This is a genomic window from Belliella kenyensis (assembly GCF_022549675.1).
Lineage (GTDB): Bacteria > Bacteroidota > Bacteroidia > Cytophagales > Cyclobacteriaceae > Belliella > Belliella kenyensis.
The window spans coordinates 262110-282575 of sequence record NZ_JAKZGR010000006.1; the positions used below are offsets into that span (position 1 = coordinate 262110).

Below are 20466 nucleotides of genomic sequence, written 5' to 3' on the forward strand. Positions count from 1 at the left end.
AACTTAGAAAATTATTACAAATGAAAATAATAGCAATAGGTAGGAACTATACAGAGCATATAGAGGAATTGAATAATGAGAGACCTTCCGAACCAGTGGTTTTTCTAAAGCCTGACACAGCAGTGTTGAAAAATAACATGCCTTTTTATCATCCTGATTTTTCAAAAAATATTCATCATGAGGTAGAATTGGTGTTAAAGATCAACAAAGAAGGTAAATATATCCAGCCTGAATTTGCTCATAGGTACTTTGATGAAATCGGAATAGGTATAGACTTTACGGCCAGAGATCTTCAAGACAAATGTAAAGCAAAAGGCTTACCATGGGAGATTGCAAAGGGATTTAATGGTTCTGCTCCTGTAGGGGAGTTTCTTCCAGTAGGTGAATTCAAAGCACTCAATGATATAAATTTCCACCTAAACATCAATGGGGAACTAAGACAAAAAGGAAGTACCAAGATGATGTTGTTCGATTTCTCGGTAATTATTGCTTATGTTTCACAATTTTTTACTTTAAAAAAGGGAGATCTTATATTTACTGGAACACCTTCAGGAGTAGGCAAAGTATCCATTGGTGATAGACTTGAAGCATTTATTGAAGACAAAAAGCTATTGGATTTTGAAGTTAAATAAGCTAGTCCTTATCATTCTTTGTCTTTTTAGCTTTAGCCTACAAGCTCAAGACTACTTATTTCCTGTCAAGCCTGGTCAGAGAAACTACTTATCAGGAAATTTTGCAGAAATACGTCCAAATCATTTTCATAGTGGTATAGACGTGAAAATTGGAGGTGTAGACGGCGAGCCCATTTTGGCAATTGCCGATGGGTATGTCTACAGGCTAAAAGTGTCCTCCTTTGGCTATGGGAATGTGCTTTATATTAAACATGATGATGGCTCATCCTCAGTATATGCGCATTTGCAAAAATTCAGTCCGAAAATTGCTCAATGGATGCACAATCAAATGTACGCTGCTAGAGAAAATGAACACGAGGCATTTCCCTCTCCAGAAGATTTGATTGTCAAGAGAGGTGAAGTGATCGGGAATGGAGGGAATACAGGAAGTTCGGGTGGCCCTCATTTACATTTTGAAATAAGAGATAGCTTAGATCGGGCAATTGATCCATTGACTTTTGGTTTCTCAAAAGAAGTGAAGGATAACACTCCGCCTATCCTATACAAAGTGGCACTAAAGCCATTGACTTATGAATCCAGAGTCAACGGAGTTTTTGAAAGACAAGAGTTTACTCCCATTTTAGAAGGAGGGAAATATGTACTGCCCCAACCTGTGAAAATTACAGGAAAAGTAGGATTAGAGGTCTATGCAGTAGACAAAAAGGATGACGTACATAATATTTTTGGAATCCCCAAATATGAGTTGTGGGAAGATGATAGATTAATATATAAAATCAATGTAGACCATATAGATTTCAATATTGGTCGATTTTTGTTGACACATACTTACCAAAATAAATTTACAAGACTCTATCCTTACCCAAACAATCCTATGAGATTGTATGAAAAGGATTCCATAAATGAAGGCTTGGTGATGGCTATGGAAGGTCAATCAAAGAAATTGCTTGTTCAAATGAGCGATGTTTTCGGTAATCGAAGAGCTTTAGAAGTACTCGTGGAGGGAGAGATGCCGGTCGTTCAGTTTGGTTCATCAGTTTCTGATGAAAGTAAGACGAAACTGAGATATGAAAGGGAAGTGCTGGTGGTAGACACTAAGTTGTCACAAGAAGGTAACTTAGCCAAAGTCTATGTGGGAAGCAAATATATGGAGATTGCTCCTGCCTATGTCGAAAAAGGCAGAAGAACGTATGTTTGGGATATGAACTATGCTATCCCAGACAGCATAGATCTATGCACTGAGGTGATCAAACCCAATGTGATTCAAAAGATTCCCTTTGGAAAAGAATTAAATTTCAGGAATGAAAATGTTAGCTTAAGGTTCAGTGAAAATTCCCTTCTAGATGATCTCTTTTTACGATTGCAAACCAAGACTGAAGCCAGTGGACTTTCTGTAATGATCAATTCGTCAGGAGATTATCTTCAGCAAGCTGTAGAAGTGATTCTACACGGAGCTACAACTAATTCAAAAAAAGATCAACTTCACGTATATTCCGTTGCGGGTAACGGAAGGAAATCTTTTGTAGGAGGTACTTGGGAAGGAGAGGATATCAAGTTTAAAACCAGAAATTTTGGTACTTTTGTACTCGATTATGATGAGGAACCTCCTCGCATCAATCCAGTCAAGATTACAGCGCAAGAAATTCGATTTAGAATAAGTGATGATAAATCTGGTGTAAAAGATTTTGAAGCTTTTGTGAATGGAGAATGGGTGCTGATGAAATATGAGCACAAACAAGCTGTAATTTGGTCTGAAAAATTAAATAAACAACCTTTCAAAGGAGAGGTTTTATTGAAAGTGCGAGACATGGCTGGTAATGAATCCACCTGGACTGGTAATATTCAATAAACTTAACCTTAAAACAATTTGAAAATGTCACTAGAAGTAGGAAATTTAGCACCAAATTTTGAATCTATTGATCAAGATGGTAATCCAATCAAACTCTCTGATTTTAAAGGGAAAAAGGTGATTTTGTATTTTTATCCAAAAGATAATACTCCGGGTTGTACAGCGCAAGCTTGCGATTTGAGAGATAACTATGAAGCATTGCAAAAAGCAGGCTATGTAGTGCTAGGAATCAGCTCTGATTCAGCAAAGTCTCACCAAAAATTTATAGAAAAGCAATCTTTACCATTTTCGTTGATTGCTGACGAAGATAAGTCTGTGCATGAAGCCTATGGTACTTGGGTAGAAAAAGCTATGTATGGAAGAAAATATATGGGCACTGCTCGTACTACATTTGTAATAGATGAAGAAGGCAAAATCGAGGAGATTATCGATAAAGTCAAAACCAAAGAACACACGAAACAAATTCTCAAATAACAATATTCCAAACCAATGGAAAAACAACCTTTAGAACAACTCACAAAAATCTCAAGCCAAGTAAGACGTGACATCCTTCGCATGGTACATGCGGTACAGTCAGGTCACCCAGGCGCTTCATTAGGATGTACGGAATTTTTCGTAGCCCTGTATTTCAATCAGATGAAGCACGACAACAAGTTTAACATGGATGGTGCCAATGAAGATCTATTCTTTCTATCAAATGGGCACATTTCACCTGTATGGTATGCCGTGTTGGCTAGAAGCGGCTACTTCTCTCCAGAGGAGATGACAACTTTTAGAAAGCTTGATAGTAGGCTCCAAGGACACCCTGCCACTGAAGAAGGCTTGCCAGGTATCAGAATAGCCTCAGGATCTTTGGGGCAAGGACTTTCTGTAGCCACTGGAGCTGCTCAAGCAAAAAAAATCGATGGTGATGACCGTACTGTTTATGTCTTGATGGGAGATGGAGAGCAGCAAGAAGGTCAAGTATGGGAAGCAGCGATGTATGCAGCTCACCACAAAGTGGATAATTTGATCGCTACCATTGATTTCAATAGACAACAAATCGATGGACCTACCAAAGAAGTGATGGATCTAAAAGATCTGAAAGCAAAGTGGGAGGCATTTGGTTGGGAAGTGATCGAGACCAAGCAAGGCAACGACATGGCAGCAGTACTAGAAGGATTGGAAAAAGCGAAAGCCTTGACAGGTAAAGGCAAACCCGTATTGAACTTACTTCATACAGAAATGGGCTTCGGAGTGGATTTCATGGTAGGTACACACAAATGGCATGGAATCGCCCCAAGTGATGAGCAATTAGCCAATGCTTTGGGTCAATTGGAAGAAACTTTAGGAGACTATTAATCAAAGACAAAGATGGACAAGACATTAGATTTAAAATTTACATATACAGAGAAAAAAGATACCAGATCTGGATTTGGAGATGGTTTGCTTGAAGCTGGCCGCAAAAACCCAAATGTGGTTGGACTTTGTGCGGATTTGATTGGTTCTTTGAAAATGGGTGCATTCCAAAAGGAGTTTCCAGAGCGTTTTTTCCAAGTGGGTATTGCTGAGGCCAACATGATAGGTTTAGCAGCAGGTATGACGATCAACGGAAAGATTCCATTTACTGGGACTTTCGCAAACTTCTCTACAGGGAGAGTTTATGATCAAATCAGACAATCTGTTGCTTATTCTGACAAGAATGTGAAGATTTGTGCTTCTCATGCGGGCCTGACCTTAGGTGAAGATGGCGCTACTCACCAGATTCTAGAAGATGTGGGGATGATGAAAATGCTCCCTCATATGACTGTGATCAACCCTTGTGATTATAATCAGACAAAAGCAGCTACTATGGCCATCGCTGAATACGAAGGGCCTGTTTACTTGAGATTTGGACGTCCTAGCTGGCCTATATTTACTCCAGCAGATCAGAAATTCGAGATTGGAAAAGCTTGGAAAATGATCGAAGGTAAAGATGTGACAATCTTTGCCACTGGACATCTTGTATGGGAAGCAGTAGTGGCAGAAGCCATGCTTAGAGAAGAAGGTATCTCGGCAGAAGTGATCAATATTCATACAATCAAGCCTCTGGATGAAGAAGCAATTTTAGAATCTGTGAAAAAAACAGGTTGTGCAGTGTCTGCTGAAGAGCATCAACTCAATGGTGGCCTTGGAGATAGCATAGCTCAGACTTTGATAAGAAATAACCCAGCTCCTTTAGAATATGTGGGTGTGAATGATAGCTTTGGCGAATCAGGAACTCCTACAGAGCTAATGGAAAAATATGGTTTAAATGCTGAAAACATCGTGAAAGCAGCTAAAGCAGCAATTGCAAGAAAGTAATAGTTTGTTTTCTAAATATTTAAATAAGAAAATCCTGCATAAACATCATAGGTTTTTGCAGGATTTTTCGTTTTTTAAGAAATAGGTAGAAGATCCTATAGTCTTCAATCAATCCTATCCATCACTAATATTAACTTTTTTAACTTTTTAGAATAAGCCATTCTAGATACATTTTTGTAACCAGTTATATCTACTTCACCAATTTTTGTCCAGTTTTCTTCGTTAAGCTTTTTGACATATATTGTATTGCCTTTTGCACTCATGAGATGATATTTGTCTAGCCAGACAAAGTCTTCATTTGAACCTAGCGTATTACCAAAGTGGGTATAGGATCTGCCCTTTATATCAAATCCAATGATTTTGAAGGTCTGCTCACCCTTAATTTCTACCTCATCATTTTTATCAATATAGCTTATTACACTCGTTTTAGGCTGTCTGCGAATTGTTCTACCTACATTTTCACTTATAGTCAGCTTATCGTCTTTGCTATAGGGATAGATGAGTGTATTGGGTTGTCCCAATACAAACATTGCAGCTTTATTATCATACCAATCATAATAGCCTACTGGCTCTATGTCATCATAGAGTAACTCAGGTTCTCCAAAGTTGGTTGGATATAGCCAAAGCCTTTGCTTGCCACTTTCTTCGACAGTCACAGCAGATACGTACAAGCCACAATCTGTAAGTCTTGGAGAGTATTCATTTTGATTGTTGGTCTTTGTCAAGTTGGTGAATTTACCTGTCTTAAAATTATAAATGATAATATCAAAATTCCCAGTATCATCAGCTGAAGAAAATGCCATCTGGGTATCATTTATAAAGCTGGGCTGATTATCATAACCTTTTCTATCGGTGATTTTTGAGACTTGTCCCAATTCAATCTTTTTTCCTGATTTTTTTACATCTATAGAAATCAAGTCACTGTTCCCTTGAGCGTTCAAATGATTTCTCGACAGCAAAGTGAGTACAATGCCAAGCAAAACATATTTTATCATTATTCATTTATTTTTCAAAAACTAAATTACAAAACTAAGGTTAGATTGAAGTGGAAAAGCTGAAACTTTATAATCAAGATAATTTGAACTCTCTCCGAAATCAAGGGGATGAGCTTGCTGAATCAGCTGTTTTGACTTTATTGTCTAGACCAGAACTTGTTTCAAAGCTAAACTTATTGGATATGTTTCCCGATGTATCCCAAATCGAGACGCTCCCGGTAGACCTAAAGTTATATTTTGAATCTTTTAATGATTTACCATCATGGATAAATGTAGAAAAAGTAAAAATTGCGCATGATTTTTTTGATCGAAATGCTAATTATTACTTGAGTATGCTAGGCTTTTATTCTTTACCTTATTGCTATGCATTTGCTGATGGAGCTCAAGTGCTATACAGGTCACGCAGAATTACTGAAGATATTGGGATGAGACTTGCGGAGACTACATTATTTGTAATGGATGTATTTATGCCCGGTAATTTTTTACAGCATGCTGACGGCCTTTGGACAATAGCTAAAGTAAGGTTGATTCATGCTTATAGTAGGTATTTTATAAAATTGAAATCCAAAGATTGGGATCAGAATTGGGGCGTTCCGATCAATCAGGAGGATATGTTAGGTACCAATTTGGCTTTTAGTCTTTTGGTAATTAGAGGTTTTGAAAAATTAGGGGTTTTCCCAGGTAAAAAAATACTCGAGGCAGTTTTACATTACTGGAAAATAGTAGGTCACTTTATGGGTATTGAAACTCAATATTGGCCTGACTCGGCTAAAGAAGCGTATGAGTTAGAAAAGTTGATCAGAAAAAGACATTTGAAATCTTCAGAAGCTGGTCATTTTTTAGTGTCTTCATTGATCAATTTTTATAAATTTTCCATACCTGATAGTAGTCTTGCAAACCTTTCAGAGACAATTATTGCTTATTTTGTTGGGGAAAAAGTGTCATCTACATTAGGCATCAAGCAGTACGCTGAATTCCCAAAACCACTCTATAATTTTATACTGCAGTTTAGTTTCTTTAGGCAGTCTGGATTGAAGCCCAGCTATCATCGCATTAGGCGGGATTTTCAAATTCAAACACGAAACAATTTTGGGAAGGATGTTTCTTTAAATATCCCTGCGTTAATTCGTTCATAATCGTACACTTTTTGTCCGATTATAACCTGTGTTGATCTTAAAAACTGTTAAATTTGCGTAAAATTAGCGATTTTTTGCATTGGCATCCTTTTCGTACTTTAGACATCAAATGAGAAAGGTTATCACTACATTTCGAAAATTGCCCTTTGAATTGATCTTTTGGATCGGCGCACTGATTGGGATCTTGAGGATAGACCCCTACAGTGGTGATCACTTCAGCCTTTGCCCATTGGATAGCCTAGGATTCACATGGTGTCCAGGCTGTGGATTAGGAAGATCAATGAGCTTGTTATCCAAGGGCGATTTTCATGCATCATGGTCTATGCATCCGTTAGCGATGTTTGCATTTGCAGTGATTATCTTTAGAATTTATGAATTGATTAGAAACTTTAAAACAACACAACACAATGGCTAATGTATTAAAACACCTTCCTGAGCTTGAAGGTATGGAATTGGGTTATATCCAAGGTATTTTGAAAAACATGGATGAGGATCAAGCAAACATGTTTGCGCAAGTATATCGCGCAAGAAGAAAGGACAATCAAATGATTCTAATTTTATGTTTGCTAGGATTTTTCGGATTTGCTGGCTTGCATAGATTTATCATAGGTCAAATTGGTCTAGGTATACTTTATTTGCTTACAGCTGGTTTGTGTTTCATTGGTACCATTGTCGATTTGATCAATTACAAAAGTTTGGCATATGAGTTCAATGTGAAAGTAGCTCATGAGACTTTGGCAATGATGTCTAATGCTAGTTATAATATAAACCAAAACCCAGAGCAAAATGGGAATTAAATTCAATCAATTTCTGGCATTATTCCTTATTGGTAGTTTTACTTGGGCTTGTGAAATGGATCAAGAGGGTGTCCCTAGGTATTATGAAGAATCTTTTGAGGGCATAAAAGAAATAGAAGTGAATGGTAGATTTCTTGAGGTCAGTTATGAAGGAAATGAAAATGCCACTATCGTAGAACTAGATGGCTATACCGAAGTGCCAGAAGGTAGCGATATTGAGATAAAATATAGGCAATCAGGCTCTAAACTGATAGTGGAAGTAAAAGGAGAGTCTTCCAATATAAACTTCTTCACCTTTGGAGGACAGAAGAAGGGATTCATAAATCTTTCAGGACCAGAGAATATTAAGCTTAATGTATTCAATAGTTCGGGAGCGATTGATATAAAGTATGTTCAGCATGATGAGATTGAGCTCAAGGTTAATTCAGGATCTATAAAAGCTTTGGCATTAGAAGTCAATAATATCCTATTGAAGGCAAGCTCTGGAAGTATCAAGCTTGAAAGCGCAGTAGGTGATGTCAATGCGCAAGTGAATTCTGGATCAATCAGGATGAATGAAATCAAAGGAAATGTGGATGTAAAGGCCTCCTCAGGAAGTGTCAGATTGGATGATGTAGAAGGATTGGTTAATGCTAAGGTGAACTCAGGATCGATTAAACTTGATCAGGTGAAGTATATAGGGGATCTATCAGTAAGCTCTGGCGGGGTATCTGCTACCGAATCAGGATTGAGCGAATTTACCCAATTGAAATCCAGTTCAGGAAGTATAAAAATTCAAACACTTACAGACTTGAAACTATTTGACTATGATCTGGTGGCAAATTCTGGCTCCGTTAGAGTAGGAGAGGATAAGTCATCTAAAAGACTTGAAATCAATAACGGTAGCAGTCATGTCATCAAAGGAAGAGCGAGTAGTGGCAGCATAAAAATCACTAATGATTAAATCAGCTAGAAAACTAAAACAAAAAGACCAGAAATTTTGCTGGTCTTTTTGTTTTGCAACTCCTTTATAGAAAAGAAACATTTTAAACTTCCTTTTTAAAATCCATCGATACAGAGTTGATACAATACCTGATACCACCTTTGTCAGTTGGTCCGTCAGGAAATCTATGCCCCAGATGGCTACCGCATTTGGCACATAAGATTTCTTCTCTGATCATAAAATGGGAATAATCCATCTCAACATCTATAGCATATTCATTCACTGGTTCAGTAAAAGCTGGCCATCCACAACCTGAATCATACTTTGCCTTGGAATGAAAAATTGGATTCCCACATCCCTTGCATTCATAGATTCCTGTTTCTTTATTCAAATAATACGCACCGCTATTTGGTCTCTCAGTACCTTTTTTTCTCAAAACGTGATAACTTAATTCGTCTAACTCACTTTTCCACTCCTCTTCATTTTTTTGGATTTCATATTCCTTATTACTCATGGCTTGCTTATTTGGTGGTGTTGGATGACTCTTGGATTTTAATTTTAGCTCTTAGCTTAAGATGATTCTTGGAATTTGATTTTATAAAAGATTCATTCATAAGTTGCGGTCTATATTGTCCATTTGCATACATCTCAGATTGATCTTTGTAGTGTTTACTAAATACATTTCCACTTTGACCTGTTGGAATGATAGACTCTGATGATTCTACATTTGCAAAATCAATAATTATTCTCATTGCAGCACCAGATTTTACATGATAAATTCCACTCCCATTCAGTTTGAAAGCTAGTTTATTTACTGCCTCCTCATTTGCGGGAACTGCACTTGATTTTACATTGAATATTCTATCTAAGGGCTTTTTAGCACCTAGCGGATGCTCGTGTACCAGGACTACAGCTTTTTCCCAAGTCCAATCTTCGCAGTTGCTTCCAAATTGATTACTAAGTTCTTTTAGACTTATGGTCAATGCTTTCTCGATGATTTCATTTCGGCTTTCTACTTGACTAGTATTCACATTGTTCCACCATGGAGAATTTTCGGTACTGATAAGGTTCGGGACACTTCTGATATATAGAAATGTACTTAGAAAATTTTCAAAATCTTCATTTCCTAATTCATCTGACATCATTAGTTTCAAGGTATGATACAACCATTTGTAATACAGAGTGGGTGCGGTATTTGATAATTTATGATCTCCATTCCATTTGCTCAAAGCTAATTTGATGGTTTCAAATCCTTCAAAAAGATTTGGGTTTACAGCATCAATCATGCTTTTGGCATTGATAGGGTGTTTTTCATTTATGGACTCTAATTGAAGGTTTTTTATATCTTCTTGAGTCCAATCATTTCTAGAATTTATTACTTTGGCAATTCTATCCCATCTGTCTCCTGGATAGTAATACCCAGGAAAAAATACTCCATTAGAAAGTGTGTCGGGCTGATTGTTTGCTGTAGCCACAAAGCCAGATGCTGGGTTGATAGACATTGGATTTTCTTCAAAAGGTAGCCACCCTTTGGGCTCATCTTTGTCAGTGCTTCCATTCAGAAATATCTTGCTATTCACATGCTTTGGTCTATTAGGTAATTTTGCTGCTGCCCACCAGGCGATGTTGCCTTTTTTATCTCCATACATTACATTCAATCCTGGAGCGTGTATAAGTCTTACTGCGTGTTCGACTTCATGAATATCAGCAGCATGAGCAAGCTTATAGGTAGCTTCCAAAGCCTTTGTGGGCTCTAGCAGATATACCCACCAAGAAGCTACAGGATTTGAAGTCAATTTTCCAATTTCTGGAATTACTTCATTCATAATCGGCCCATGGTAGGATTCATTTATTTCAAATTCTATGGTAGATTGACCTTTTACAGCTATTTTTTCTGTTCGATTTCTTATGGGAATGTATCCATTATTAAAGATAGTATGATTTGGCTTCAATGGGTCTACTTGCTCTTCATAGAAGTCTTGATCGTCATTTTCGAACATCGTCAATCCATAACTATGCGTTCTAGTATGTCCAACTAGGCCAAATGGTACGCCTGCCAGGTGATTGCCATAATAGCTGTATCCAGGGTATTCTATGTGAGCTTCAAACCAGACAGATGGTTGGGAAAAGCCAATGTGGGTGTCGTTGAGAAAGAGGACTTCTCCAGAGGCAGTTTTTTGAGGACTGATCACCCAGGCATTGCTTCCTTCCAATAGTGGTACTGGTATTTTGTCCAACATGCTCATGAGATTATCGCTCATGATTGCATTTTCATCTGTTCTTTTGGGATAGTTCAATGGGATGACATGGTGGCTAGGAAGTGTATGGATTGATAAGACTTCCATATGTGCTGGAGTTAGCGTACGTGCCATTTTTGTGACCAAGGGATCTGTTTTCATAGCCATCGCAAATGTAAAAGACATGTATCCAATAATGCCATGAATGTCTTCAGTTGTAAATAGTCGAGGCTTTGTTCCTAGCAAAGTATATTCTATGGGTAATTTCCCATTTTCTATATAGCTGTTAATTCCCGATAAGTAAGCATTGGTCGCTGCTTTCCAAGGAGATTTCTTATTATTGGCCCATACTGCATCGCTCCATTTGGCATGCTTGGGTATTCCTAGTGTTCTGAAAAATTTATCAACTTCTACCAAGTCTTCCCCCAAAATCTCAGCTAATGTACCTGTTCCCACCCTACGCATCATTTCCATTTGAAAGAGCCTTTCTTGTGCATGGATGTAACCTAGGGAGAAATATGCATCCTCTGCATTTTGTGCATATATATGAGGTATGCCAAAATCATCAAAAAATATATCTGTATCAGAGTTTAATTTCTCCAGATCAATTTCACCAGAATACTTTGGTGAAAAATGATAATTCAAAATTTGTAATCCTACTATAAGGATAAAGAAAACACCTAAAAAGATGAACAAGATTTTTTTCATAATGTTACTTTCAATGAAAGAGAATTTAAATTTAAAAGATTATATTCAATAATGCTAAGACCCTATTTCGTCTGAAATTGATAAACTGCAATTAATATTTAAATAATTGCAGTTTGATTTGATATTTGAAATGCTCACAACTTCAGTAATAGGGTCAAAAGTGTTAATGAGTGGCGAATGTTCAGCCTTTCGATAAAATTTACATTTATTTCTTACCTAGAATCCGCAAGAGAATGTTATAACAGACTGATTTATAGCGATAATAGACCTTTCAGGTTTCACTCGATTATTTCTAATAACTGATTGGTAATCAATAAAAACCTAAAAAGTCTGCGAATTTTAGGTCTTATGATCATTTTATTAATCCAGTTCATGAAATCGATGCAAGGTATAATTTGTTTCCCAATGGATTGATAGATTGAGTAAATTATCGATAGGTTTTATCAATCGATTTTAATATTTCATGTCAAAATACTTGATTACATTAGCATAAATAATTAGAAGAATTTACTAAACCCTTAACAACATATTTTATTATGGCAGATATCAATAGTGAGTCTAACAAGTACCCAGATCACAGCGGAGGAAAATGCCCTGTAATGCATGGAGGAAACACAAGATTGGGTGGAAATGGGTCGATGAATAAGGATTGGTGGCCCAATCAACTTAATATCGGTATACTTCATCAACATGCACCGAAATCCAATCCATTAGGAGAAGACTTTGATTATGCTGAGGCTTTCAAACAGCTTGATCTGGCTGCGGTAAAACAAGATATTGAAAAAGTGCTAACAACTTCAGTGGATTGGTGGCCAGCAGATTATGGTCATTATGGTCCTTTTATGATAAGAATGGCATGGCATAGTGCAGGCACTTACAGGATAGGTGATGGAAGAGGAGGTGCCTCCACTGGAAATCAAAGATTCGCTCCTTTGAACAGTTGGCCAGACAATGGTAATTTGGACAAAGCAAGAAGATTACTTTGGCCCATCAAACAAAAATATGGTAATAAACTGTCTTGGGCTGATTTATTTATTTTGACGGGAAATGTCTCATTAGAATCGATGGGTCTGAAGACATTTGGGTTTGCAGGTGGTAGAAAGGATATCTTCCAGCCTGAGGAGGATATTTATTGGGGAGCAGAAGATACATGGCTAGGTAACAAAAGGTATTCTGGGGAAAGAGACTTAGAAAATCCTTTGGCTGCTGTTCAAATGGGCTTGATCTATGTCAATCCTGAAGGCCCTGATGGAAATCCAGATCCGCTTGCATCTGCGAGAGATATTAGAGAGACATTTGCCAGGATGGCGATGAATGATTATGAGACGGTAGCTTTGACTGCTGGTGGACATACTTTTGGGAAAACTCACGGTGCAGGTGATGCTAGTCTAGTAGGAGTAGAGCCAGAAGGTGCAGAGATTGAGCAAATGGGATTCGGATGGAAGAGTAGTTTCAAGAGTGGAAAAGGAAGGGATACCATTACTTCTGGTCTTGAGGGAGCTTGGACACCTACACCTACCCAGTGGGATATGTCTTATTTCGACGTACTGTTTGGATATGAGTGGGAATTGAGCAAAAGTCCAGCAGGTGCGCATATTTGGGAAGCAAAGAATCTTAAACCTGAAGATCATGCACCAGATGCTGAGGATAGCAGTATCAAAGTGAAAATCATGATGTCAACGGCCGACATGGCCATGCGAGAAGACCCTGAGTACAGGAAGATTTCGCAACATTTTCATAAGAACCCTAAGGAGTTTGCAGAAGCATTTGCAAGGGCTTGGTTTAAGCTTACTCATAGAGATATGGGGCCTAAATCTAGGTATCTTGGTCCAGAAGTTCCAGAGGAAGATTTGATTTGGCAAGATCCTATTCCTCCGATTGCCTATGAATTGATCAATGATGCAGATGTGTCAGCACTGAAAGGTAAAATTCTTGAATCAGGTCTTAGTATTTCAGAATTGGTCTACACTGCTTGGTCCTCAGCTTCGACTTTCAGAGGGTCTGACCTAAGAGGTGGTGCCAATGGTGCTAGGATCATGCTTGAGCCACAGATAGGGTGGGAAGTCAATCAACCAGATCAGCTTAAGAAGGTTCTGGATACCCTTGAGCAAGTCAAAGTGGCATATGGTAAATCTGTATCTATGGCAGATATGATTGTGCTTGGTGGATGTGCAGCTGTGGAGAAATCAGCACGAGATGCAGGATTCGCTATCACCGTGCCTTTTACACCAGGTAGGGCTGATGCTACTGCGGATCAGACTGATGCAGATTCTTTTGAAGCACTTAAGCCGGAAGCTGATGGTTTCAGAAATTACAGAAGAACAAAATTTACCGTTTCGGATGAGGAAATGCTTGTAGACAAAGCCCAGCTTCTCACTTTAAGTGCTCCAGAAATGGCGGTTTTAGTAGGAGGGATGCGAGTTTTAGATGCAAATTATAAGCAAAGTAAGCATGGTGTTTTGACACATACGCCTGGTAAGTTGACGAATGACTTCTTTGTGAACATCACCGACATGAGTGTTGCTTGGGCACCTTCCAGAAAAGAAGAGGATGTGTTTGAAGCGCATGATAGAAAGACTGGTGAAGTAAGATGGTCTGGTACTCGGGTAGATTTGATTTTTGGATCAAACTCTCAGCTTAGAGCTATCTCAGAGGTATATGCACAAGATGATGCCAAAGAAAAATTTGTCAAAGACTTTGTCAAAGCTTGGGACAAAGTAATGAACCTCGATAGATTTGATATAAAGTAAAATGCTAATCTTAAATAAAAAAGGTGACTTTCTCAAAGTCACCTTTTTTTATGATTTTTGAAGTTGCGTGAATGGATTTTTTGATTTGGAAAGAGATCTCAAACGCTTTGAAATATTAGTTTTTCGTCTAGGTATTCATACTAGAACTTGCATTTAAGAAATCTGCCATCCTAATACAATACCCTAAACCTAATGGTGCCTGGGATTTCTTTCATTTTATCGATCACTTCTGGAGAATAGGCTTTATCAATATCTGTTATAACATATCCAATCTTTTCGTTGGTTTTCAAATATTGCCCTACTATGTTGATTTCATAATCAGCCAGTGTCCGGTTGATTTTTGCCAAGACTCCAGGTTCATTTTGATGGATATGAATCAATCTATGTGCGTTTTGCAAAAATGGCAATTGAATATTAGGGAAGTTTACAGAATTGTAAGTATTGCCTGTATTGATATACTCCATGATTTTACCAGGTACAAATCTTGCGATGTTTACCTGCGCTTCTGAAGTAGATCCCCCTATATGCGGAGTAAGCACCACATTTTTGCAACCAATTAATTCTGAAACAAATGGTTCATCATTGTTTTTCGGTTCTTCTGGAAATACGTCCACAGCAGCACCAGCCAAATGTCCAGAATCCAATGCTCTTTTAAGTGCAGGGATGTCGACTACATGACCTCTACTCAAATTGACAAGGTATGATCCCTTTTTCATTTTTGAGATTTTTGCTTCGTCAAGTATGTTCTTATTATCTTTTCTTCCGTCTACATGAAGAGAAATTACATCGCAATGCGCCAATAAGTCATCAAGTGAATCAATTTTGGTTGCATTTCCTAAAGCGAGCTTTTCGATCACGTCATAATAGTACACATCCATGCCCATATTTTCTGCCAAAACAGAAAGTTGTGCGCCGATATTTCCGTATCCGATTATTCCGAGTTTTTTACCTCTGATTTCAAAACTACCTGTGGCTGATTTGTCCCATATCCCTTTATGCATACCCAGAGATTTGTCATGGAAATTACGCATCAAGAATATGATTTCTGCTATTGCCATTTCGACTACAGAGCGGGTATTGCTAAATGGTGCATTGAAGACCGCAATTCCTTTTTTTGTACAAGTATCTAGGTCAATTTGATTCGTCCCTATACAAAAGGCACCTATGGAGATCAGCCTGTTAGCATTATCCAATACCTTTTTGGTAACGTTTGTCTTAGACCTGATACCTAGGACACTTACATCCTTGATTTTTTCGGCAAGTTCATCTTCTGAAAGTGCAGAAGATATTACTTCCACATTATATCCTTCTTGCTGCATAAGTTCCACTCCAATTGGGTGAACATTTTCTAGCAGCAGTACATTGATACGGCTTTTTGGGTAGGAAAATTTTTTATTCATTTTGTTTACATATAGAATCTCATCCAAACTAGGAGCGATGTGGTCAGCTTTTGAAGTTACTTTAGGCCTGGCTACATTCTCTGTAAAAGCGTAGAATTTATTGGCTAATCCAGACTCCTTTATTTCGTAATCTGTATATCCATCACCTATCACATATATATCACCCTCCAAATTTAAAGATTTTATCGTCTCAGGTTTTCCGCCATTTTTGGAAAGAATGTTGTCTCTGTTGAAATCAATAATTTTACCAGATTCATCATAAATGAACTCATTGGCATATACATTTTCTGATTTGATTCCATATTGCCCAACTATAGGCGTGATAAAGTCCTTGAAACCATTCGAAATGATAATGATATCATTGGCATTTTCTTCTAAAAACTCTTTGTTTCTATGAAATGATTTTGAGACTTTTGACTTCAAAGCTTCTATCAATTCAGATATTTGAGATTTGTTAGCTTCTAGGATATCTAGTCGCCTTTCGAGACTTTCTCTGAAGTTTAGAACTCCCTCCATTCCCAAATCAGTAATATCTTTTATAGCTTTCAGTTTTTCATCACGTTTTGGATCTTCTTTTAGGCTGATTTCCCCCAAAACATCCAAAGCTTCTACTTGTGTAAACGTACTGTCAAAATCGATGATGAATTTTGTGTTATTGGGCATTTTGTAATAGTTTATTAATGATTTGTTCTCAAAATTAGGATATTCTTAAAAATTAAACACTTTAATTAGAAAAAATACTTTCTATGTCAATTCTACAGAAGATTCGAAATCGATTGTAATAAAAAATAGGGTAGAATTTGCTTTTAAATTATTTTTGAGTTTTTTAAAATATGGATGTACGGAACTTTGCCAATGACATTACAAAATTCCGATTTATCTAACTTCCGATATAAATTGATATTGAATACTTATGGATATTGACCATTAGCAACCTGTTGAGCCAATGAATTTAAGTTACTGACAAAAAGCGTATAATCAGATTTTAAAATAATAACCATGATGATAAGTTATGTTCACTTAATAGAAAGAATTTTTAGTCAATGAAGCACTTGCTTTAGGATCTTTATACATTTACAACTTGGCCTGAGAGGATCTAATCTGCCTTTTTGGTGAAAGTATCAATTATTGCTTCAATCTTGAGAGGGTCAGATCTGGGATATTTTCGGATCTTCTTAAAGTCAATTTTAATTTCCTTCCAGATAAATTTTAAAATAGGCCTAGAAAGAGGTCTATACTTTTGGGTCAAAAACTAAAAAAAATCGTCGATGTTTTTCGGTCGACGATTTTATTTCAAATGAATTTGTTCTGAGAAACAATGCTTGGTTTTTATTTGATCGATTTAATCAATCTCTCATTTAGGCCAACATAATCTGGATTTTTTGCTTCTTTTGCCATTTCCATTGACATTTTTGCAGTTTCCAATGCCTCTTTCTTCTTCCCAAGCTCTAGTTCAATCTTTGCTTTAAGATGTGCAGTCCAGTATTTAGGATCAGATTCTACTGATTTGTTGATCCACTCTAGCGCTTTTGACATGTCTTTTTTATTGGTAAAATAGTAGTTGGCAGCTTGATAGTATAGACCTGGATTAGTTGGTTCTTGATCTATGACCAGCTTTTTGATTTGAGCCATCACTATCTCATCTACTTCTGTCTCTATTCTAAATCCAGCTTTTACAGATTCCCATTTGAAGACAATGTTTGCACCAGTATCTGTCATGTCTGTGAATCCGATCTCCATGGTCTCATATTTTTGACCTGTTTTTGCTGTTTTTACTTTAAATCTTAGAAAATCATCCTCTTGGCTATAACCTACCGCACCCCATAACTTTGTGTTTTTTGATAAAATAAATGTCCATTCATTTCTATCTGGGATTGCATATATAGCATAGCTTCCAGCTGGGACTTTGTTGCCTTCAATTTTCACTGGAGTTGAAAAATCGATTACTGTGGCCGCATTTGCCCCTGCTCTCCATACTTGTCCATAGGGAACTAGTTCTCCAAAGATTTTTCTTCCTTTGGTGCTAGGTCTGCTATATTCAATTTTGACATCTGTTAGACCGATTTTCTGAGAGATTGATGCAGCTGGACTAGCTTGTGGCATATCAATTTGCTGGCCATTTACAGTTGCTACAAACAATAGAAAGCATACGATAGTAGATATTTTACTTGTAATATTCAATTTGGTCATGATATTATTGTTGATTTATTTAGTTACTTATATTTAATACGCAAACTTTACCTCTTCTTCCTGTTAAAGAGAGATAATTCTTGTATATTTGACAAAGCAATTTATGCAATTTGAAGTAATTTTCTTCTTAATAACCGCAATGTATGGATCAATATTGCATAAATAATTACAAGTAAATTATTAATTTATTACTGTAGCTCAAATTTTGTTTGTTGAGAAGAAATATGCGAAAGCGTATTGTGCTTATTCAAAAATTGAAGTCCGATATGTAATTATTGGTAGGTAATTTGTTCACTAAAATTGATCAGCAAAGTTTCTTGAAAACATATTTTGAGCTGAGATGAATTTGCTAATTTAATGGAATTAATCATTGTTCACTATATTAAAAAAACTAGATTCTAATGGGAATTGTAATCATCTCTCCAAATAGGAGTACCGATGTTTGGGAAAGCGAAATTAGAAAAATTGATCCCAATATAGATATTCAGGTATTTCCAAATATTGAAAGATATGAGGATGTGTCAGTAGCCTTATTGTGGAATCATCCTACAGGACTTTTGTCAAAGTTCCCAAATCTCAAGCTAATATGCTCAATGGGAGCGGGTGTTGATCATATATTAGCCGATGATACAATTTCTGATAATTTACCTATTACTAGAATTGTCGATCCAAAACTAACATTTTCAATGAGTAATTTCGTGATCATGGGGGTACTTAACTATCACCGCCAATGGCCAAGATACCAAAAACAACAAGTTGAGCAGAAGTGGGATATGTCTCAACCAGAGATACCTATTCATATTGGTGTTTTAGGAGTTGGAGAATTGGGAGGTGATTTGATCAGAAAGCTACAAGCGCTAGATTTGAAAGTGGCTGGATATGGTAATTCTGTCAAAGAAGGGCTTTCTTATCCTTATTATCATGGAGGACAATTACAGGATTTTTTGGATCAAATTAATGTGATCGTTTGCCTTTTACCATTGACTCCTGATACAGAAAAGTTTTTGAACAAAGATTTTTTTCTGAAATGCAAGAAAGGAACCTATTTGATAAATGTGGCAAGAGGTAAGCACCTAGTTGAGGCTGATTTAATCGACGCCTTAGATCAAGGGCAGTTATCTGGAGCTCTTTTGGATGTTTTTTTGGAAGAGCCTTTGCCTCAGCAGCATCCTTTCTGGAGGCATGATAAAATTCAAGTCACACCTCATATCGCAAGTGTCACAAACCCAAAGGCCGCTGTACCACAAATAGTTAATAATTACCACAATATACTAAACCAACAACCTCTCACCAATCAAATAGATAGAGCGAGAGGGTACTAACCTCAATAAAAATGGAAACCAATTTTAAGATTATTTGTCCAACTGATTTTTCTGAATGTTCTTTGAATGCAATTGAATATGCTGCTAAACTGGGCGAAAAGTACAATGCTGATTTGATCCTTTTGCATGTTCCTAATTTGGAAGATTACAGGAAATTGACCAATAAGGAGGATCAGAAGATAGATCAATTGAGTTTTATTGAAAAAAAGCTCCATAGCCTTCTTGTGGCAGTAAAAGAGGAGAGTCTTTCAAAAGGATTAAGGTCCTGCTCGGCGGCAATCAAGGAAGGAAAAATTGTAGAGACCATTCATGCTTATTCTATTGACCAGAAGGCTGACTTGATCATAATGGGGACGGAAGGAGTCAATGATTTTAAAAATAATTTTATAGGCACAAGGTCTTCCAAATTGATGGACTACACTTCTATTGATTTAATGTTAATCCCCAGAAAGGTATATTTTAAAATTCCTCGAAAGATTGTCTACGCCACTAATTATATAGAGGAGGACAAAATTGCTATTCAGAAAGTGACCAAATTAGCTAGTTTTTTTGAGTCTGAAGTAGATGTTCTACATGTTAGCACCAATGCAAAATCAATTGAAAAGTTTTTGCACTTGACAATGGTCGAGGAAATTAAACCTTTTATAAAATATCACAAAGTCAATTATGTTTTCAAAGCATATAGAGATGGAGTTGGACTTGGTCTAGAAAATTATCTCATCACAGCAAAAGGTGATATATTAGTTACTATGAGCAAAAAGAAATCATGGTTTGATCAGATTTTCTCTCAAAATATATCCAAGAAAATGTCATATTTCATAAATAAGCCACTCTTTGTGATTAAGAATGGCTAATTTATAATTATGGATATACGAAATTTGCCAATAACATTACAAAATTCCGATTTATCTAACTTCCGATATAAATTGATATTGGATACTTATGGATATTGACCATTAACAACCGATTGAGCCAATGGATTGAAGTTACTGGCAAAAAAGCGTATAATCAGATTTATAATTATGTATATCCGTACAATACTAGAAAAAGTATATCATTCACATAAGAGATTACTGATTGATTAGGGCTTCTTGCTTAATTATTAACTAACTGATAATCAGTAAAATAATTAACAAAAACATAACACAAAAACCCCGAATTTGGCTGTTCCCAGCTTTTTTCGGGGTTTTCTTTTTTGTATTTTAAGGT

17 protein-coding genes are annotated in these 20466 nt (G+C 36.8%); 12 read left to right on the forward strand and 5 right to left on the reverse strand.

The genetic code is table 11. The annotated features are described in order from the left end of the window. Positions 1-20 precede the first annotated feature (20 nt). Genes MM214_RS08585 through MM214_RS08605 form a run of 5 tightly spaced genes read left to right on the forward strand, consistent with a single transcriptional unit; the run spans position 21 to position 4800 of the window. Positions 21-632, forward strand: a complete 612-nt coding sequence (locus MM214_RS08585; protein ID WP_241294363.1) for a fumarylacetoacetate hydrolase family protein — start codon at positions 21-23, stop codon at positions 630-632. After that, positions 619-2478, forward strand: coding sequence for a M23 family metallopeptidase (locus MM214_RS08590; RefSeq protein WP_241294366.1), 1860 nt, complete (start codon positions 619-621; stop codon positions 2476-2478). The genes MM214_RS08585 and MM214_RS08590 overlap by 14 nt, the downstream gene beginning before the upstream one ends. 24 nt (positions 2479-2502) lie before the next feature. Then, on the forward strand, positions 2503-2952 hold the full coding sequence (bcp, locus tag MM214_RS08595) for a thioredoxin-dependent thiol peroxidase (protein ID WP_241294368.1): 450 nt from the start codon (positions 2503-2505) through the stop codon (positions 2950-2952). Positions 2953-2967: 15 nt separating this feature from the next. Further along, positions 2968-3819 (forward strand): transketolase, encoded by an 852-nt coding sequence (locus MM214_RS08600; RefSeq protein ID WP_241294370.1) that lies wholly within the window; start codon positions 2968-2970, stop codon positions 3817-3819. A 12-nt stretch (positions 3820-3831) separates the two neighbouring features. After that, a complete protein-coding gene (locus MM214_RS08605) occupies positions 3832-4800 on the forward strand; it encodes a transketolase family protein (RefSeq protein ID WP_241294372.1) in 969 nt (322 codons plus the stop codon). Between the two features lie 104 nt (positions 4801-4904). Here the strand turns inward: MM214_RS08605 and MM214_RS08610 are convergent, their stop codons facing one another. Then, positions 4905-5795, reverse strand: coding sequence for a TolB family protein (locus MM214_RS08610; protein ID WP_241294374.1), 891 nt, complete (start codon positions 5793-5795; stop codon positions 4905-4907). 50 nt (positions 5796-5845) lie between these two features. Here MM214_RS08610 and MM214_RS08615 point away from each other — a divergent pair, with 50 nt between their 5' ends. From MM214_RS08615 to MM214_RS08630, 4 genes are all read left to right on the forward strand, one after another. Then, positions 5846-6931 (forward strand): oxygenase MpaB family protein, encoded by a 1086-nt coding sequence (locus MM214_RS08615; RefSeq protein ID WP_241294376.1) that lies wholly within the window; start codon positions 5846-5848, stop codon positions 6929-6931. 109 nt (positions 6932-7040) lie between these two features. After that, on the forward strand, positions 7041-7346 hold the full coding sequence (locus MM214_RS08620) for a DUF2752 domain-containing protein (protein WP_241294378.1): 306 nt from the start codon (positions 7041-7043) through the stop codon (positions 7344-7346). Continuing rightward, positions 7339-7728 carry a TM2 domain-containing protein gene (locus MM214_RS08625; protein ID WP_241294379.1) on the forward strand — a complete coding sequence of 130 codons (390 nt, stop codon included), beginning with the start codon at positions 7339-7341 and terminating at the stop codon, positions 7726-7728. Before MM214_RS08620 ends, MM214_RS08625 begins: the two co-directional genes overlap by 8 nt. Then, entirely contained in the window at positions 7718-8671 is a 954-nt protein-coding gene (locus MM214_RS08630) for a DUF4097 family beta strand repeat-containing protein (protein WP_241294381.1), read from the forward strand. Before MM214_RS08625 ends, MM214_RS08630 begins: the two co-directional genes overlap by 11 nt. A gap of 82 nt (positions 8672-8753) precedes the next feature. Here MM214_RS08630 and msrB read toward each other — a convergent pair whose 3' ends face one another. Next, the gene (msrB, locus tag MM214_RS08635; RefSeq protein WP_241294383.1) at positions 8754-9164 is read right to left on the reverse strand and encodes a peptide-methionine (R)-S-oxide reductase MsrB; all 411 of its coding nucleotides are present in this window, start codon (positions 9162-9164) and stop codon (positions 8754-8756) included. A 7-nt stretch (positions 9165-9171) separates the two neighbouring features. Continuing rightward, positions 9172-11595: a penicillin acylase family protein gene (locus tag MM214_RS08640; RefSeq protein ID WP_241294385.1), complete on the reverse strand. Its 2424-nt coding sequence runs from the start codon at positions 11593-11595 to the stop codon at positions 9172-9174. Between the two features lie 536 nt (positions 11596-12131). Between MM214_RS08640 and katG the strand changes: the two genes are divergently transcribed. Further along, positions 12132-14345 (forward strand): catalase/peroxidase HPI, encoded by a 2214-nt coding sequence (katG, locus tag MM214_RS08645; RefSeq protein WP_262916602.1) that lies wholly within the window; start codon positions 12132-12134, stop codon positions 14343-14345. A gap of 170 nt (positions 14346-14515) precedes the next feature. Here the strand turns inward: katG and serA are convergent, their stop codons facing one another. Next, on the reverse strand, positions 14516-16408 hold the full coding sequence (gene serA, locus MM214_RS08650) for a phosphoglycerate dehydrogenase (RefSeq protein ID WP_241294387.1): 1893 nt from the start codon (positions 16406-16408) through the stop codon (positions 14516-14518). A 666-nt stretch (positions 16409-17074) separates the two neighbouring features. Then, positions 17075-17935, reverse strand: coding sequence for a DUF2911 domain-containing protein (locus MM214_RS08655; RefSeq protein WP_241294389.1), 861 nt, complete (start codon positions 17933-17935; stop codon positions 17075-17077). A gap of 401 nt (positions 17936-18336) precedes the next feature. Between MM214_RS08655 and MM214_RS08660 the strand changes: the two genes are divergently transcribed. Further along, the gene (locus MM214_RS08660; RefSeq protein WP_241294391.1) at positions 18337-19257 is read left to right on the forward strand and encodes a 2-hydroxyacid dehydrogenase; all 921 of its coding nucleotides are present in this window, start codon (positions 18337-18339) and stop codon (positions 19255-19257) included. A gap of 11 nt (positions 19258-19268) precedes the next feature. Further along, positions 19269-20111 (forward strand): universal stress protein, encoded by an 843-nt coding sequence (locus MM214_RS08665; RefSeq protein ID WP_241294393.1) that lies wholly within the window; start codon positions 19269-19271, stop codon positions 20109-20111. Positions 20112-20466 lie beyond the last annotated feature (355 nt).

Coding starts and splice junctions, on each gene's coding strand:
- MM214_RS08585 (WP_241294363.1), top strand. CDS start 21: ATGAAAATAATAGCAATAGGTAGGAACTATACAGAGCATATAGAGGAA.
- bcp (WP_241294368.1), top strand. CDS start 2,503: ATGTCACTAGAAGTAGGAAATTTAGCACCAAATTTTGAATCTATTGAT.
- MM214_RS08600 (WP_241294370.1), top strand. CDS start 2,968: ATGGAAAAACAACCTTTAGAACAACTCACAAAAATCTCAAGCCAAGTA.
- MM214_RS08605 (WP_241294372.1), top strand. CDS start 3,832: ATGGACAAGACATTAGATTTAAAATTTACATATACAGAGAAAAAAGAT.
- MM214_RS08610 (WP_241294374.1), bottom strand. CDS start 5,795: ATGATAAAATATGTTTTGCTTGGCATTGTACTCACTTTGCTGTCGAGA.
- MM214_RS08620 (WP_241294378.1), top strand. CDS start 7,041: ATGAGAAAGGTTATCACTACATTTCGAAAATTGCCCTTTGAATTGATC.
- MM214_RS08625 (WP_241294379.1), top strand. CDS start 7,339: ATGGCTAATGTATTAAAACACCTTCCTGAGCTTGAAGGTATGGAATTG.
- MM214_RS08630 (WP_241294381.1), top strand. CDS start 7,718: ATGGGAATTAAATTCAATCAATTTCTGGCATTATTCCTTATTGGTAGT.
- msrB (WP_241294383.1), bottom strand. CDS start 9,164: ATGAGTAATAAGGAATATGAAATCCAAAAAAATGAAGAGGAGTGGAAA.
- MM214_RS08640 (WP_241294385.1), bottom strand. CDS start 11,595: ATGAAAAAAATCTTGTTCATCTTTTTAGGTGTTTTCTTTATCCTTATA.
- katG (WP_262916602.1), top strand. CDS start 12,132: ATGGCAGATATCAATAGTGAGTCTAACAAGTACCCAGATCACAGCGGA.
- serA (WP_241294387.1), bottom strand. CDS start 16,408: ATGCCCAATAACACAAAATTCATCATCGATTTTGACAGTACGTTTACA.
- MM214_RS08655 (WP_241294389.1), bottom strand. CDS start 17,935: ATGACCAAATTGAATATTACAAGTAAAATATCTACTATCGTATGCTTT.
- MM214_RS08660 (WP_241294391.1), top strand. CDS start 18,337: ATGGGAATTGTAATCATCTCTCCAAATAGGAGTACCGATGTTTGGGAA.
- MM214_RS08665 (WP_241294393.1), top strand. CDS start 19,269: ATGGAAACCAATTTTAAGATTATTTGTCCAACTGATTTTTCTGAATGT.